This is a genomic window from Streptomyces sp. NPDC053431 (assembly GCF_044544925.1).
Classification (GTDB): Bacteria; Actinomycetota; Actinomycetes; order Streptomycetales; family Streptomycetaceae; genus Streptomyces.
Genome location: NZ_JBITXX010000004.1, coordinates 378,120 through 394,130 on the forward strand (window position 1 = coordinate 378,120; position 16,011 = coordinate 394,130).

Annotated in this window: 16 protein-coding genes; 7 read left to right on the forward strand and 9 right to left on the reverse strand. The window is 73.0% G+C overall.

The features are described from left to right. Positions 1-219: 219 nt before the first annotated feature. The 3 genes from ACIGXE_RS14385 (at position 220) to lnt (ending at position 3,396) form a co-directional block, all read left to right on the forward strand. Entirely contained in the window at positions 220-1,095 is an 876-nt protein-coding gene (locus tag ACIGXE_RS14385) for an undecaprenyl-diphosphate phosphatase (RefSeq protein ID WP_399746991.1), read from the forward strand. An 81-nt stretch (positions 1,096-1,176) separates the two neighbouring features. Next, positions 1,177-1,614 carry a nuclear transport factor 2 family protein gene (locus tag ACIGXE_RS14390; protein WP_399746992.1) on the forward strand — a complete coding sequence of 146 codons (438 nt, stop codon included), beginning with the start codon at positions 1,177-1,179 and terminating at the stop codon, positions 1,612-1,614. 210 nt (positions 1,615-1,824) lie between these two features. Then, positions 1,825-3,396, forward strand: a complete 1,572-nt coding sequence (gene lnt / locus ACIGXE_RS14395; protein ID WP_399746994.1) for an apolipoprotein N-acyltransferase — start codon at positions 1,825-1,827, stop codon at positions 3,394-3,396. On the opposite strand, the gene ACIGXE_RS14400 is transcribed toward lnt, so the two are convergent. Next, positions 3,320-4,225, reverse strand: a complete 906-nt coding sequence (locus ACIGXE_RS14400) for a Gfo/Idh/MocA family protein (RefSeq protein WP_399746996.1) — start codon at positions 4,223-4,225, stop codon at positions 3,320-3,322. The genes lnt and ACIGXE_RS14400 overlap by 77 nt on opposite strands. Before the next feature lie 41 nt (positions 4,226-4,266). After that, complete coding sequence (locus ACIGXE_RS14405) at positions 4,267-5,451, reverse strand: FAD-dependent monooxygenase (protein WP_399746998.1); 1,185 nt, start codon at positions 5,449-5,451, stop codon at positions 4,267-4,269. 135 nt (positions 5,452-5,586) lie between these two features. Between ACIGXE_RS14405 and ACIGXE_RS14410 the strand changes: the two genes are divergently transcribed. The 3 genes from ACIGXE_RS14410 (at position 5,587) to ACIGXE_RS14420 (ending at position 7,382) form a co-directional block, all read left to right on the forward strand. Continuing rightward, positions 5,587-6,195 (forward strand): TetR/AcrR family transcriptional regulator, encoded by a 609-nt coding sequence (locus ACIGXE_RS14410; protein ID WP_399747000.1) that lies wholly within the window; start codon positions 5,587-5,589, stop codon positions 6,193-6,195. A 44-nt stretch (positions 6,196-6,239) separates the two neighbouring features. Beyond that, complete coding sequence (locus tag ACIGXE_RS14415) at positions 6,240-6,776, forward strand: DinB family protein (RefSeq protein WP_399747002.1); 537 nt, start codon at positions 6,240-6,242, stop codon at positions 6,774-6,776. A 201-nt stretch (positions 6,777-6,977) separates the two neighbouring features. Further along, positions 6,978-7,382, forward strand: a complete 405-nt coding sequence (locus ACIGXE_RS14420) for a hypothetical protein (protein ID WP_399747004.1) — start codon at positions 6,978-6,980, stop codon at positions 7,380-7,382. 183 nt (positions 7,383-7,565) lie between these two features. On the opposite strand, the gene ACIGXE_RS14425 is transcribed toward ACIGXE_RS14420, so the two are convergent. The 7 genes from ACIGXE_RS14425 to ACIGXE_RS14455 all read right to left on the reverse strand — a co-directional run bounded on the left by ACIGXE_RS14425 (position 7,566) and on the right by ACIGXE_RS14455 (position 13,611). After that, entirely contained in the window at positions 7,566-8,009 is a 444-nt protein-coding gene (locus tag ACIGXE_RS14425; protein ID WP_399747151.1) for a hypothetical protein, read from the reverse strand. 122 nt (positions 8,010-8,131) lie between these two features. Continuing rightward, positions 8,132-8,815 (reverse strand): uracil-DNA glycosylase, encoded by a 684-nt coding sequence (gene ung / locus ACIGXE_RS14430; protein ID WP_399747006.1) that lies wholly within the window; start codon positions 8,813-8,815, stop codon positions 8,132-8,134. Positions 8,816-8,908: 93 nt separating this feature from the next. Then, entirely contained in the window at positions 8,909-10,492 is a 1,584-nt protein-coding gene (locus ACIGXE_RS14435; protein ID WP_399747007.1) for an ABC transporter substrate-binding protein, read from the reverse strand. Between the two features lie 148 nt (positions 10,493-10,640). Further along, complete coding sequence (locus ACIGXE_RS14440) at positions 10,641-11,408, reverse strand: SDR family oxidoreductase (protein WP_399747009.1); 768 nt, start codon at positions 11,406-11,408, stop codon at positions 10,641-10,643. A gap of 26 nt (positions 11,409-11,434) precedes the next feature. Next, entirely contained in the window at positions 11,435-12,196 is a 762-nt protein-coding gene (gene fabG, locus ACIGXE_RS14445; protein WP_399747011.1) for a 3-oxoacyl-ACP reductase FabG, read from the reverse strand. Between the two features lie 177 nt (positions 12,197-12,373). Next, positions 12,374-12,757, reverse strand: a complete 384-nt coding sequence (locus ACIGXE_RS14450; protein ID WP_399747013.1) for a DUF3037 domain-containing protein — start codon at positions 12,755-12,757, stop codon at positions 12,374-12,376. Next, positions 12,754-13,611, reverse strand: a complete 858-nt coding sequence (locus ACIGXE_RS14455) for a HipA family kinase (protein ID WP_399747015.1) — start codon at positions 13,609-13,611, stop codon at positions 12,754-12,756. The genes ACIGXE_RS14450 and ACIGXE_RS14455 overlap by 4 nt, the downstream gene beginning before the upstream one ends. Before the next feature lie 201 nt (positions 13,612-13,812). Between ACIGXE_RS14455 and ACIGXE_RS14460 the strand changes: the two genes are divergently transcribed. Beyond that, positions 13,813-15,945 (forward strand): SpoIIE family protein phosphatase, encoded by a 2,133-nt coding sequence (locus ACIGXE_RS14460; RefSeq protein ID WP_399747016.1) that lies wholly within the window; start codon positions 13,813-13,815, stop codon positions 15,943-15,945. The last annotated feature ends 66 nt before the right edge of the window (positions 15,946-16,011 follow it).

Consider the following 16,011-nt stretch of genomic DNA (forward strand, 5'->3'; position numbering starts at 1 on the left):
GGACCTGGGGGGCTGAGCCCGCCCCCACGAGGTCCCGCGCCCCGGCGCCCCCGCACCCGCCTCCCGTATCCCCGCCCCGCCCCGCCCCGCCTCGCCTCGCCTCGTGTCTCGCCGGAACCCTCGTCCCCGGAACCCCGCAGGCGATCTCGTAACTTCGGGAATGTACGCTGCGCACCGACCGCACGACCACACACGTACATTCGGGACGGCCCTGGCCCCATGAGTTGGTTCGAATCATTCATCCTCGGACTCGTCCAGGGGCTGACCGAGTTCCTTCCCATCTCCTCCAGCGCGCATCTGCGGCTCACCGCCGCGTTCGCCGGCTGGCAGGACCCGGGGGCCGCGTTCACGGCCATCACCCAGATCGGCACCGAGACCGCCGTCCTCATCTACTTCCGCAAGGACATCGCGCGGATCGTGTCGGCCTGGTTCCGGTCGCTCTTCGACAAGGGGATGCGCGGCGACCACGACGCCCAGATGGGCTGGCTGGTCATCGTCGGGTCGATCCCGATCGGCGTCCTCGGCGTGACCCTCAAGGACCAGATCGAGGGCCCGTTCCGCGATCTGCGGCTGACCGCGACCACCCTCGTCGTGATGGGCGTCGTGCTCGGCATCGCCGACCGGCTCGCCGCCCGTGACGAGATAGGCGGCCGGCACCGCGCCGTCCGCGTGCGCAAGTCGCTCCAGGACCTCGGCGTACGCGACGGCCTGATCTTCGGCGTCTGCCAGGCGATGGCCCTGATCCCGGGTGTCTCCCGGTCCGGCGCCACCATCTCCGGCGGTCTCCTCATGGGCTACTCCCGTGAGGCCGCCGCCCGCTACTCCTTCCTGCTGGCCATCCCGGCGGTGCTCGCCTCCGGCGTCTTCGAGCTCAAGGACGCGACCGAGGGCGGCCACGTCTCCTGGGGTCCGACGATCTTCGCGACGGTCATCGCCTTCGGCGTCGGCTACGCCGTGATCGCCTGGTTCATGAAGTTCATCACCACCAAGAGCTTCATGCCCTTCGTGATCTACCGGATCGCCCTCGGCATCCTGCTCTTCGTCCTCGTCGGCGCCGACGTCCTGAGCCCGCACGCGGGTGAGTCCGCCGGCTGACCTTCCGCCGTCCCGGTCCGTTCCGGATCCGCCGCGCGCACGCCCCTTGGCCCCGTGGCCGCACTGCCCGACACTGATCCGATGACACAGCGTGTGGACCTCGCCACCGTGATGGACCGGCTCGCCATCGACGATCTGGTCACCGGCTACGCGGTGGCCGTGGACGATTCCGACTGGGCCGCCTACCGGGCCCTGTTCGCCCCGGAGGGCCGCGCCGACTACCGCGGCTCCGGCGGGATCGAGGGGCCGGCCGACGCGGTCGCCGACTGGCTCGCCGAGACGATGCGGCTGTTTCCGGTACGCCAGCACCTCATCGTCAACCGCCGGGTTCGCATCCAGGACCTCGGCGGCTACCCGGGCGACACCGCGACGGTGCGCGCCGACTACGCGAACCCGATGCGCTTCGAGTCCGGCGAGGACTTCGTGTGCGGCGGGCGGTACACCTTCACGCTGCTGCGCACGGACGGGGGCTGGCGGTTCCGCTCGGTCGTGGTCGAGGAGAAGTGGCGCCGGGTGTGAGCCGCCCCGGTGCGGTTCCCGGAACCGGTTCCCCAGAGCCGCGCCCCGCCGACCAGCCCCCCGAAGCCCGTCCCCCGAACGCCACCCACCCCGACCCACCGGCCCTCCCCGACCCGCCCCACCGCGCCCCTTTCGCCGTCCCGGCGTCGCGTCGGTCCGGTCGGTGGGGCCGGGCGCGCGCACACTGGAGGCGACCCCAGGAGGCAGGGCATGCGCCACCCGTCCGTCGCCCGGTCCGCGCTCGCCGTCGGCCTCGGCGCGCTGCCCGCGCTCGCCTTTCCCGCCCCCGGTCTGTGGTGGTGGGCGTATCTCGCGCTCGTCCCCTGGCTGCTCCTGATCCGTTCGGCGCCGAGCCCCCGCCGGGCCGGCCTGGACGGCTGGTGCGGGGGCGTCGGCTTCATGCTGGCCGTGCACCACTGGCTGCTGCCGAGCCTCCACGTCTTCCTGCTCCTGCTCGCCGTGCTGCTCGGGCTGCTGTGGCTGCCGTGGGGACACCTGGTGCGGGCGATGCTGGGCGGCACGCCGTCACCGGGCCGGGCCGCGGCCGCGCTGGTCGTCATCCCCTCCGGCTGGCTGATGGTCGAGCTGGTGCGGTCCTGGCAGGGGTTGGGAGGTCCGTGGGGGTTGCTCGGGGCAGCCGAGTGGCAGGTGCCGGCCGCGCTGCGGCTCGCCTCGGTCGGCGGGGTCTGGCTGGTGACCCTGCTCGTGGTCGCCGTCGACACCGCCCTCGTCCTGCTGATCGCGGTGCCCCCGCTGCGCCGTACCGCACTGGTGGGCCTGACCGGCTGCGGCCTGGTCGTCGGGCTCGCCTGGTGGGGCGCCGCGCCGCCGCCCGCCGCGGGGACGGTGCGGATCGCGGTGGTCCAGCCGGGTGTGTACGACGGGTCGGGTGGCGCCGCCCGGCGCTTCGACCGGGCGGAGGAGCTGACCGGGGCGCTCGCCGGGCAGCGGCTCGACCTGGTGGTGTGGGGCGAGAGCAGTGTCGGTGCGGACCTGCGGGCGCGGCCGGACCTCGCGGCCCGGCTCGCCGCGCTCGCCCGCGCCGTCGACGCGCCGGTGCTCGTGAACGTGGACGCGCGCCGCTCCGACCGGCCGGGGATCTTCAAGAGCGCGATCCTCGTCGGCCCCGGGGGCCCGACCGGCGGGCGCTACGACAAGACGCGGCTCGTCCCCTTCGGCGAGTACGTGCCCGCGCGGGCCGTGCTCGGCTGGGTCACCTCGGTCGGCAAGGCGGCCGGTGAGGACCGCCGGCGGGGCACGGAACCGGTGGTCCTGACGCTGCCCGACGCCGCCGGCCCGGCCGGACGCGGCCTGCGGATCGGGCCGCTGATCTGCTTCGAGACGGCCTTCCCCGACATGAGCCGGCGGCTCGCCCGGGACGGCGCCGACGTGCTCGTCGCCCAGTCGTCGACCTCGACCTTCCAGGACAGCTGGGCACCGGCCCAGCACGCCTCGCTCGGCGCGCTGCGGGCGGCGGAGTCGGGGCGTCCGATGGTGCACGCGACGCTGACCGGGATCAGCGCCGCCTACGGGCCGGACGGGCGGCGGGTCGGCCCGGTGCTGGGCACCGGGGAGAGCGCCTCCGCCGTCTACGAGCTGCCGCTGCCGACGGGCCGGACGCTGTACGAACGACTCGGCGCGTGGCCGCTGTACGGGGCGCTCGTGGTCGTCGCCGCGGTGTGCGTGGCGGCGTACCGCGAGCGGCTCAGGACGCCTGGGCGAGGGCCTCGCGGACCACGCGCTCGCACAGCTCGTGGGTCAGCAGGGCGTCCCGGGCGCTGAGCGGCCGCCCCTCGCGTACGGCGTCGAGGAAGCCGACGACGGCCTGCTCGATGCCGCGCTGACGGGCCACCGGCACCCAGTCGCCGCGCCGGCGCACGGTCGGCTGGCCCTTGTGGTCGACGATCTCGGAGAGGTTGACCACCTGGCGCTTGGTGTCCTGGCCGGAGACCTCGAGGATCTCCTCGGTGGATCCGTTCAGCCGGTTCATGATGCCGATCGCGGTGAAGCCGTCGCCGGACAGCTGGAGGACGACGTGTTCCAGCAGCCCGCCGCGGACCCGGGCGCGCACGTCGGTGTGCTCGACGTCGCCGGGGAGCAGGAAGCGCAGGGTGTCGACGACGTGGATGAAGTCGTCGAGGACGAAGGTGCGCGGGTCCTCGGGCAGGCCGATCCGGTTCTTCTGCATGAGGATCAGTTCGCGCGGGTGGTCGAGGCACTGGGCGTAGCCGGGGGCGAGCCTGCGGTTGAAGCCGACGGTGAGGCTCACGCCCGTCTTCTCGGCGAGGTCCACGAGGGCTTCGGACTCGGCGTAGTGGTAGGCGAGCGGCTTGTCGACGTACGTGGGCACGCCGGCCTCCAGGAGCCGGGTGACGATGCCGGCGTGCGCGGAGGTCGGGGCGTGCACGAAGGCGGCGTCGAGGCCCGCCGAGAGCAGCGAGTCGAGGTCGCGGTGCCGGCGCGCGGCGGGCACGTGGTAGGTCTCGCCGACCTCGTCCAGGGTGGCCGGGGTGCGGGTCTGGAGGTGCAGTTCGACCCCGGGAAGGGTGGACAGGACGGGCAGATAGGCCTTGCGCGCGATGTCGCCGAGTCCGATGCAGCCGACCTTCACGGGGTCTCCTTCTGGTTCGTGGTGCCGGGAGTTCGCGCCGGTCAGCTTACGATCGCCGCCGCGCCGGCGATCGGCGGGGACCAGTCCGCGATGCCGTCGAAGCCGCGCAGGACGAGCCCGGGGCCGAAACGGGACACGGCGGTCATGGCCGTGTCCCGCAGGGCGACGGCGGGACGGGCGGAGAGCAGCGCGAGGCGGCCGGCGTGGGCGGCCTTGCGGACGATCGCGGTGGTGCGCGGCAGCCGGTCGGCGGTGTACGCGGCGAGCGCGGCCGGAACGGGCAGGCCGCCCGCGTGGTGGGCGAGGACGACGGCGTCCTCGACGGCCTGGTTGCCGCCCTGGCCGAGGGTGGGCTGCATGGCGTGGGCGGCGTCGCCGAGCAGGGCGGTGCGGCCGCGGTGGAAGGCGGGCAGCGGGTCGATCAGGTGGTGCACGTCGTGGCGCAGCACCGCGCTCTCGTCGGCGGCGTCGAGGATCGCGGGGACGGGCTGGTGCCAGTCGCCGAAGAGGCGCAGGAGTTCGGCCTTCTCGCCGTCGCGGGCGTGGGCTCCGGCGGGCGCCGCGGCCATGGCGTACGCGTAGACGCGGCCGTCCTTGAGCGGCTGGCTGCCCCACAGGCGGGCGGGGCCCCAGGTCTCGTGCGGGGCGAAGGGGCGCTCGGGGGCGGGGACGACGACCCGCCAGGTGGTGAAGCCGGCGTAGCGCGGGCCGGGGTGGTCGGGGAAGAGGTCGGTGCGGACGGCGGAGCGGATGCCGTCGGCGGCGACGACGAGTTCGGCCTCCAGCTCGCCGTCCGGAGTGGTGACGCGGGCGGGGCGGTGGGTGTCGCCGGGGTCGGTGAGCGCGGCCGGGGTCGCGGTGGCGACGGTGCCGGCGGGCAGGGCGGCGGTGAGGAGGTCGACGAGGGTGGCGCGGTGCAGCAGGACGAGCGGTCCGCCGAAGCGGGCGGCGGCGGCCCGGGCGTCGGTGCGGCAGAGCCAGCGCCCGTCGGGGCGGCGCATGCCGCCGTCGCCCTGCCAGGCGGCGAGGTCGCGGATCCGGTCGCCGAGGCCGATGACGTCGAGGGCGCGCAGGGCGTTGGGGGCGAGCGCGATGCCGGCGCCGACCGGGGCGAGGCCGGTGGCGCGTTCGACGACGGTGACGTCCCAGCCGCGGTCGCGCAGGGCTATGGCGGCGGTGAGACCGCCGATGCCGGCTCCGACGACGACGGCGCGGTGCTGTTCCATGGCTCCCCCTCGGGGACGACAGGAGCGGTGCGGCAGTAGCCGTCCGCCCCACGTGGGACTACAGGTGTAGTGAGCTCGTTCACCGTACTACAGCTGTAGTTCGCTGGGGAAGGAAGGGCTCGATAGGTTGTCCTCATGACCGCAGCACCGGCCGCCGACGCCCCTCCGACCCGCGCCGACCGCATCGGCGATGCCGCCCTCGACCTCCTCGTGGAGCGCGGGATGCGCGGGCTGACCCATCGCGCCGTCGACGAACGGGCCGGCCTCCCCCAGGGCTCCACGTCCAACCACGCCCGCACCCGCCAGGCCCTCCTTGAGACCGCCGTCCGGCGCCAGGTCCAGCGTGAGGCGGCGGTCCTCGCCCCGCACGAGCTGCCGGCCGCCGATACCGGGCCCGAGGCCCTGACGAACGCCCTCGCGCTCGCCCTGCACCGCTATCTGACGGACCACCGGACGCTGCTGGTCTCCCGTTACGAGCTCGCCCTGGAGGCCACCCGGCGACCCGAGCTGCGCTCCTTCTTCGACTCCGCCGGCGCCGTCTTCCACGGCCCGCTGATCGCGATGATGCGCGCGGCGGGCTCCTCCGCGCCCGAGCGGCACGCGCTGTCCCTCATCGCCTGGTGCGAGGGGCTCATGTTCTCCTGCACGGCCGGCTCCTTCCACGCGGCCGTGCCGAGCCGGGATGAACTGCGCACCGGCTTCGACGAGCTGCTGCGCGGCATGCTGGGGGTCGCGCGGGACTGAACCGGCGTCAATTCCCTGGCCACGGGAGCGGGTCATCGGCGACGATGCCGGGCATGACTGCCGAACGCATCACCTCCACCCCGCGCGTCGACCCCGGCACCCTCACCGGCGAGCGCGCGGCCCTGGAGGAGTGGCTCGACTTCCACCGGGCCACCCTGGCCATGAAGTGCGAAGGCCTGGACGAGACCCAGCTGCGCACCGCCTCCGCCCCGCCCTCCGACCTCACCCTGCTCGGTCTGGTGCGGCACATGGCCGAGGTCGAGCGCGGGTGGTTCCGCAAGGTCCTGGTGGGCGACGATCCCGGCTGGATCTTCTGCACCCCGGAGGACCGCGACCGGGACTTCCACGTCACCGACGAGGACACCTGGGAGGAGGCGTACGCGGCCTGGCAGGGCGAGATCGCCGTGGCCCGGGCCAACGCCGCCGAGCGCGAGCTCGACGACGTCGGCGCCGGGAAGCACCGCACCGGGGAGACCTTCAACCTGCGTTGGATCTACCTGCACATGATCGAGGAGTACGCCCGCCACAACGGCCACGCGGACCTCGTCCGGGAACGCATCGACGGCGCCACCGGCGACTGACCGGCCGGGCGCGCCCGATCCGGGACCCCGGTGCGGGCTGCGCGTGCGGGACCGGCCGGCGGGCCGGTCAGCCCGGCACCGGGGTGATCACTCATGCGGGGCATTCCCCGCGAGTAGGGGCGCACCGCGGCACCCGCGACCAGCAGAGTTGCGCGGGTGCATAAAACCGGAACCACAAGGACGCTGCTCGTCGGAATGGCCATGGCCGCGCTCACGGGCTGCGTCGCGGTCGAACCGCCGGCGACGGCCCCCGCGCCCCCGACCGGACGGGCCGCCGATCCCGCCGGCCAGGACGTCGCACCGCAGATCGTCCAGGGCCCCGCCCGCGAGGCCCTGGAGGCGGCGATGCCCGATCCCCCGGCGCCCGCGCCCCGGTCGCCCGTCGAGCGGCCCGCGCCCGGCGGGTCCGGGACCGCGCACCCGCGCCGTACGGAGCAGCCGCACCCCTCCGCCGTACCGCGTCCCCGCCCGCCCCGGTACCCGGACGTCGTCCTGCCCGAGCTCCCGCACGTGCCCCGCGACCGGGCCGACGTGTGCGCCCTCGGGGAGTCGTACGGCGGCTGGAGCCCGCACAGCGAGCAGGCCCGGATCTGCCGGGGCGGCTAGGGCCTGTCGTCGAACTCCCGCCTGCCCCGCGGGCCACGACAGGAGTTCGACGCCACCGGGGCGTGTCCCCCGGACGTCGTGAGAGCGGGTGCCCCGGACGTCGTGAGCCCGGCGCGATCCGAGCGGCACGCCCGGGCGTCCCGGGGAGCGGGTCGCGAGCCCGGCCCGACGGGAGGACGCGTCCTACGGACGCCGGCCTCGCAGGCGCAGTTCCAGGCGCTCGATCGCGGCCCGCACCCCGTTGCCGTACCCGTCGTCGTCGAGGCCCTCGGCGGCGACGCGGGCCCGGTCCAGATGGACCCGGGCCGCGTCGGGGCGGGCCAGCTTCACGTAGTCGGCGGCCAGGTTGAGGTGCAGCGAGGGGTAGAGGGCGCGCAGCGCCGCCGCGGAGTGGTGCCGGGCGAGCCGGTCCTCGTCGAGGCCCTCGGCGGCCGTCAGGGCCCGCAGGTCCCAGGCCAGCTCGGTGTCCGGGTCGTCCTGGGCGTCCGCCATGTAGTGCGCGAGCGTGCACCGGTGCAGCGGGTCGCCGTCCGGTCCGAGCTGGTCCCAGATCGCGCCGAAGCGATTGCGGGCCTCTTCCCGGTCGCCGCCGTGGAGCAGCATCATCGCCTGCCCGATCCTGGTCATGACGGCGTCGTCCGACACCTGCTGCCCGGTCACTACGGCCTCCACGTGCTGTCCTCCCGGGCCCCTCTCGGCGAGGGACCGGGTCCGACGCTAGCCCCCGCCGCGCCGGATCCGGGCGAGGCTCAGCCGAGGTCCGGGATGCGCCAGTCGATCGGCTCGTGTCCCTGGGCCGCGACGGCCTCGTCGATCTGGGTGAACGGGCGGGAGCCGAAGAACTTCTTCGCCGACAGCGGGGAGGGGTGGGCGCCCTTGACGACCACGTGCCGCTCCTCGTCGATGAGCGGCAGCTTCTTCTGCGCGTAGTTGCCCCAGAGGACGAAGACCGCCGGATCTGGGCGGCCGGCCACGGCGGTGATCACCGCGTCGGTGAACTTCTCCCAGCCCTTGCCCTTGTGCGAGTTGGCCTCGCCGGCGCGGACCGTGAGGACCGCGTTGAGCAGCAGGACGCCCTGCTCGGCCCACGGCATCAGATAGCCGTTGTCGGGGATGGCGTGGCCGAGCTCGGCCTGCATCTCCTTGTAGATGTTGCGCAGCGAGGGCGGGGTCTTGACGCCCGGGCGGACGGAGAAGCACAGTCCGTGGCCCTGGCCCTCGCCGTGGTACGGGTCCTGGCCGAGGACCAGGACCTTCACCTTGTCGAACGGGGTGGCGGCGAGCGCGGCGAAGACCTCCTCGCGCGGCGGGTAGACCGGCCCCTTGGCCCGCTCCTCCTCGACGAACTCGGTGAGCTGCTTGAAGTAGGGCTTCTGCAGCTCCTCGCCGAGGACGCCGCGCCAGGACTCGGGCAGCATGTCGGTGTCGGTCACGTCAACAACCTCCGGTGGGCTTTCGTTTACTCCGAACGAGAACCTACCGGGGACCACTGACAACGCCGTCGGCCGCCCGGGTCCCGCGACCCCCTACCAGCTGGTGCGGCGGCTGAGCTCCCACATCTGCATGACGGTCTGCGGGTCGAGCGCCCGCTCGCCGCCGGCGATGTCCTCGCTCGCGGCGATGTAGAGCTTGCCCTGCCACAGCGGCAGCAGCCGGACGTCCTGGACCATGATCTCCTGCGCCTCGGTGAACTCGTCCGTGACGGCCGCGCGGTCGCTCTCCCGCCGGGACTTGGGGAGCAGCTCGTCGGTGATCCGGGGGCTGACGTACGGGGTGCCGAGGACGTTCTCCTTGCCCACGAAGGGGGCGATGAAGTTGTCCGGGTCCGGGAAGTCGGGGAACCAGCCGCGGCCGAAGACCGGGTACTGGCCCTTCTGGTAGCCCGCCTGGAACTCCTTCCACGGCTTGCCGTGCAGGGTGACCTCGAAGAGCTCGGACTCCTCCAGCTGGCGCTTGAGCTCGGCGAACTCGGGCGCGGTCGAGGAGCCGTACCGGTCGGTGGTGTACCAGAAGTCGAGCTTGACCGGCTTGGTGATGCCGGCGGAGCGCAGGATGGCCTTGGCCTTGGCCTTGTCCGGCTGCCCGAAGCGGTCGTAGAACTTCGTGGTGTGGCCCGCGATGCCCTTGGGGACCATCGAGTACAGCGGCTCCGCGGTGCCCTGGTAGACCTTGTTGACCAGTTCCTCGCGGTCGACGAGCTGGGCGATGGCCTTGCGGACGGGCAGCTTGGCGACCGAGTCGTCGTCCTTGGTGTTGAAGACGAGGTAGCGGATGTCGGCGCCGGTGGACTCGACCAGCTGGAGGCCCTGGTTCTCCGGCTTGTCGTTCTGGAGCTCGACGACCTCGGCCGCGGTCAGACCGCGGTAGGTGGCGTCGATGTCCTTCTTCTTCAGGGCCGAGACCATCGCCTCGGACTCCTTGAAGTACCGGATGGTCACGCCGCCGTTCTTGCGGTCGGCGAAGCCTTTGTAGCTGGGGTTGCGGGTCAGCTCGGCCTTCTCGCCCTCGGTGTACGAGTCGAGGACGTACGGACCGGAGCCGATCAGCTTGCCGTCCTCGCGGATCTTGTCCGCGGGGTACTCGGCCGGGTCGACGATCGACATGGCCGGGGTGGCGAGGATGAAGGGGAAGGTCGCGTCCGGGCGGTTGAGCCGGAAGACCACCGTGCGGGGGTCGACGACCTCGACCTTGTCGAGCGAGCCCAGCATGCCGTTGGGACCGCCCTTGTGGTCGATCGTGCGGATCCGCTCGATCGAGTACTTGACGGCCTCGGCGTCCAGCTTGTGCCCGTTGGAGAAGGTGAGCCCGTCGTGCACCTGGCACTCGAAGACCCGGCTGGAGGAGCCCTGTTTGAACTGGCAGTCCGCGGCGTCCGACTGCGGACTCGTACTACCGGTCGGGAAGCTCACGAGCGTCTGGAAGACATTCCGGAAAAGCTCCCAGGAATTGTCCCAGGCGGCGGCCGGATCGAGGGTCGTGGGAGAACTCGTCGTCCCTACGACGATTCTCTGTTCCGCTGCGGATTCACCGTCCGAAAACACACTGCATCCGGACAGGAGGGATATGGACGCAAGGGCTGCAGCGGCCTGCAGACTGGTCCGGTTGAACACGTGCACGCTCCTCGTTCAGCCTGGGATCGGCAGACGATACCGCAGCGCCCCGCCAGGTCAATCGTCCGCCCGGGCGGGGCACTCAAGGCATTCGTCGTATAACCGGGGCCAAACCGGTCAATAAATCAGGGAAGTGTCCGGATACCGGTCACCCGACACCGGCGTTCAGGAAAATGCCGCCGTCGACGACCAGCGTCTGACCGGTGATCCAGTCCGACTGGGACGACGTGAGGAAGGCGGCCGCGCCGCCGATGTCCGACGGCTCGCCCAGCCGGCCGAGCGGGTACGGGGCGGCCGCCTCGGCCTCCCGGCCCTCGTAGAGCGCGGCGGCGAACTTGGTCTTCACGACGGCCGGCGCGATCGCGTTGACCCGGACCATCGGCGCGAATTCGTGCGCCAGCTGGAGGGTGAGATTGATCATGGCCGCCTTGCTCATTCCGTAGGCGCCGATGAACGGCGACGCGGAGATGCCGGCGATCGAGGCGATGTTCACGATCGCCCCGCCGTGCTCCTTCTGCCACGCCCGGTAGGTCTGCTGGGCGAAGCCGAGCGCCGAGACGACATTGGTCTCGAACACCTTTCGCGCCACCCCCAGGTCGAGCTCGGCGATGGGGCCGAAGACCGGGTTGGTGCCGGCGTTGTTGACCAGGTAGTCGACCCGGCCGAAGGCCTCCATCGTGGCCTCGACCGCGGCGGCCTGGTGGGCCTCGTCGTGCGCCTTTCCGGGCACCGCGATGACCCGGTCGGCGCCGAGCCGCTCCACGGCCGCCTTGAGGGCCTCCTCGCCCCGTCCGGTGATGCACACCCGGTCACCGCGGGCGACGAGGGCCTCGGCCACTCCGTAGCCGATGCCCCGGCTCGCGCCGGTGACGAGGGCGACCTTGCCCGAGAGCTCGGGCAGCTCCTTCGTGCTCATGTACGTGAACTCCTCCGCGCCGCAGGTCAGTTGAGCGGTCCGCCGGCCACGTACAGGACCTGGCCGGAGACGAAGCCCGCGTCGTCGCCGGTGAAGAAGGCGATGGCGTTGGCGATGTCCTCGGGCGTGCCGACGCGCTGGACCGGGATCATGGTGGCGGCGGCGGCCTGGAACTCCTCGAAGCCCATGCCGACGCGCTCGGCGGTCTGCGCGGTCATCTCGGTGACGATGAAGCCGGGGGCGACGGCGTTGGCGGTGATGCCGAACTTGCCGAGCTCCTTGGCGAGGGTCTTGGTGAAGCCCTGCAGACCGGCCTTGACGGCGGAGTAGTTGGCCTGGCCGCGGTTGCCGAGCGCCGACGAGGAGGAGAGCGAGACGATCCGGCCGAAGCCCGCGTCCACCATGTGCTTCTGGCAGGCCTTGGCCATCAGGAACGCGCCCTTGAGGTGCACGTTCATCACGATGTCCCAGTCGGACTCGGACATCTTGAAGAGCAGGTTGTCGCGGAGCACGCCCGCGTTGTTGACGAGGATCGTCGGGGCGCCCAGCTCGGCGGCGACCCGGGCGATCGCGGCCTCCACCTGGGCGCTGTCGGAGACGTCGCAGCCGACGGCGAGCGCGGTGCCGCCGGCGGCGGTGATCTTCTCGACGGTGTCCTTGCAGGCCGCCTCGTCGAGGTCGAGTACGGCGACGGCGCGGCCCTCGGCCGCGAGCCGGATCGCGGTGGCGGCTCCGATGCCCCGCGCGGCACCCGTGACGACGGCTACACGCTGCTCGGTGGTGGACATGCTGGTTCTCCTCGCCCTTGGTTCGTCCCTGGATACGGTCCGTACCCCGCGAGCCGCCCGCTCTCCCCGGACACCCATCCTGGCCGGAGATGAGCGACCGCTTAGTATCGACCGCAGGACGAGACGCTAGAAGCCCTGGCACCCGGTGTCAACGGCCCACCGGGTGCACCGGATCACTCAGCGCACGAGAAGATCGAGCAGGCGCTCCACCTCGGCCTCGGGGTCGGCCGTCAGACCGGTGTGCACCGGGCCGGGCTGCACCACCGTCGAGCGGGGCGCGATCAGCCAGCGGAAGCGCCGTCCGGCGTCGTCCCGGGCGGCCTGCCCGGCGGCCTCGCCGCCCGTGCAGACCCCCTCGACGGCGTGCAGCGCGGCCCGGACGCCGGTGACGTCCGCGCCGGGGTCGAGCGCGGCCAGCTTGGCCTCGTCCAGATGGGTGCGGGCCGCCACGAAGGAGCGGGCGCGGCAGTAGACGACCACGCCGGCGTTGAAGCACTCGCCGCGCTCGACGCGGGGCACGACCCGCAGCAGCGCGTACTCGAAGACATCGCGGTCGGTCACGGGGTGCTGTCCTTCTCGGGGGCGTCCTGGGCGGCCTGCGGCCGGGGGGCGAGGCGTTCGGCGAGCCAGCCGGGCGGCTGCTGGGGGCGCCGGTCGGTGCGCGGACCGAGCGTGATCCGCTCGTGGATGGTGGCGGCGCGCGGCAGCAGGGCCTCCACGTAGGCGGCCCGCAGCTCGTCGGTGCTCGTGAAGCCGGGTTCGTCCACCAGCCACTCGTCGGGCACGTCCGCGGCGATCTCGGTGAGCAGCTCGCGGGTGACCAGCGGGGCGAGCTCGGCGGCCGCCGCGGCGACGTCCGGCGCGAACGGCGCGAGCGCGTGGTCGGAGGCGTCGTAGGGCTTGGCGGCGGACGCCTGGGCGCCGGGCCAGTTGTGGTGCCAGATCATGGTGGCGCCGTGGTCGATGAGCCACAGTTCGCCGTGCCAGACCAGCATGTTCGGATTGCGCCAGGACCGGTCGACGTTGTTGATCACCGCGTCGAACCAGACGACCCGGCCGGCCTCCTTCGGGTCGACCTCGTAGGCGAGCGGGTCGAAGCCGAGCGAGCCGGGCAGGAAGTCCATGCCGAGGTTCAGCCCGCCGCTCGCCTTCAGCAGCTCCTGCACCTCCTGGTCGGGCTCGGAGAGTCCGATGACGGGATCGAGCTGGAGGGTGACGAGCTCCGGCACCCGCAGCCCGAGGCGGCGGGCGAGCTGCCCGCAGATCACCTCGGCGACGAGGGTCTTGCGGCCCTGCCCGGCGCCGGTGAACTTCATGACGTAGGTACCGAGGTCGTCGGCCTCGACGATCCCGGGGAGCGAGCCGCCCTCACGCAGGGGCGTGACATAGCGGGTCGCTGTCACTTCGGTAAGCATCCGCCCAGGCTATCCGGCCGCCGGTCCTCATGATCAGCACGTCGGCGAGGCCCGTACCGTCGTGGTGTGCGGCAGCCCGCCGCCCGCCGGCCGGACCGCGCCGTCCCGCCGGACCGCCTTCCGCCTGCCCGGCCCGGCAGGTCGGGGGCGTATGGTCGGCTTATGGCTGTCCGGTGTACTGCGCGGACGGATACGTGAACGGTGTCCGTCCCCGGTGAGAGGCTCGACGCCGCAGACCTGCTGGACAGGTTGCTGGCCGATACCGTGCGCCGCACCGGAGCGTCCGCGGGCGGGATCTATCTGCTGGACGAGGCCTCGGGGACGCTGGGCCTCGCGGTGATCTGCGGCGTACCGGTCGAGGTGGCGTGGCCGTGGCTGCGCCTTCCGCTGACCGCGTCCGTCCCGGTGAGCGACGCGGTCCGGGAGAACCGGCTGGTCTGGGTGGGATCGCAGGACGACATGGCCCGCACCTATCCGCGCGCCGCCGCGAGCCTGCCCTATCGCTTCGCGCTCGCCGCCGCCCCGATGCAGGGCAGGAGCCGGTGCCTGGGCGCGCTGCTGCTGCTGTGGCCCGCCAGTCACCCGGCCGCCCCCACCCGCCGGGAACGGAGCCACATCGGCTCCGCCGCCCGGCGCGTCGCCCATGCCCTGGACGAGGCCGCCGTACCGCCCGTCGTGCCCGAGCAGCCCCGCCTCGTCCAGCTCGGCGAGGTCGGCCGCTCGCACGGCGGCCTGTCCCCGCAGGCGGCGGTGGACTACGTCGAGCGCCTGCCCGAGGGAGCTCTCGGCATGGACCTGGAGGGGCGGATCACCTTCCTGACGGCCTCGGCGGAATCCCTGCTCGGCGCCGGGTCCGGCCGACTGCTGGGCACCCGCCCCTGGCAGTCCCTGCCCTGGCTGGACGACACGGTCGTCGAGGACCACTACCGCACCGCGGTCATCAGCCGGGACCCGGTCGCCTTCACCGCGCTGCGGCCCCCCGACACCTGGTTGCGCTTCCAGGTCTACCCGGACGTCAGCGGCATCAGTGTCCGCATCACCCCGGCGACGGCCCAGGAGGACGACCGGCCGGCGGCCACCAGCGCCTCCCGGCCCACCGGTAGCGCGGGCTCGCGCACCGCGCAGACCGGGCGGTTGTACCAACTGGTGCACCTGGCCGCCGCGTTGACCGAGACGGTCGCCGTCCGGGACGTCGTCGAGCTCATCGCCGACCAGGTGCTGCCCGCCTTCGGCGCAGAGGGCCTGGTCGTCTCCGCGGCCGACGCCGGCCGTCTGAAGATCACCGGATACCACGGCTACGACCGGCGGACCATCGACCGACTCGACGGTCTCCCCCTGGACACCGACCTCACCCCCGCGGGCAAGGCCCTCGCCGACGGCGTCCCGTCCTTCTTCGCCGACCCCGAGGAGATGGCCCGCCGCTACCCCCACGCGCCGCGGATCAGCGGCAAACAGGCGTGGGCCTTCCTGCCCCTGGTGATCTCCGGCCGCCCGGTGGGCTGCTGCATCCTCTCCTACAACGAGCCCCGGTCCTTCAGCGCGGACGAACGCGCCGTGCTGACCTCCCTCGCCGGGCTGATCGCCCAGGCCCTGGACCGCGCCCGCCTCTACGACGCCACCCGCGACCTCGCCCACGGCCTGCAGCAGGCCCTCCTGCCGCGCAGCCTGCCGGCCCTGACGGGACTCGAGACCGCCGCCCGCTACCTTCCGGCCAGCCACGGCATGGAGATCGGCGGCGACTTCTACGACCTCATCCGCATCGATCCGACCACGGCCGCGGCCGTCATCGGCGACGTCCAGGGCCACAACGTGCCCGCCGCGGCACTGATGGGCCAGGTCCGCACCGCCGTCCACGCCACCGCGGGCGCCCCGCCCGACCACGTCCTCGCCCGGATCAACCGCGTCCTGGCCGACCTGGAGACCGACCTGCTCGTCTCCTGCCTGTACGCGCACATCGACCTCGAACGCCAGGAAGCCGTGGTGGCCAGCGCGGGCCACCCACCGCCGCTCCTGCACCGTCCCGCCTTGCCGCCGCTCGTCATGGAACTCGACCCCGGCCCGCTGCTCGGGGTCGACCTCGGCATCCCCTACCCGCTCACCGTGCTGCCCCTCCCCCCGGGCACGACCCTCGCCCTGTACACCGACGGTCTGGTCGAGGCTCCCGGCACCGACATCGGGCGGATCGCCGACGGCCTCGCCCAGCACCTCGGCCGGCACAGCGGGGAAGGTCTCGATCGCCTCATCGACCTCCTCCTGGAGCAGGCCCGCCCCACGGGCCACTACACCGACGACATCGCCATGCTGCTGCTGCGGACGGGTTCCCCGCCCGCGTGAGGAGGGAAGAGATGGCGGCCCCGGCTGCGCGCCCGGCCACCTTCAGGCCGGCGAACCAGCTACGGC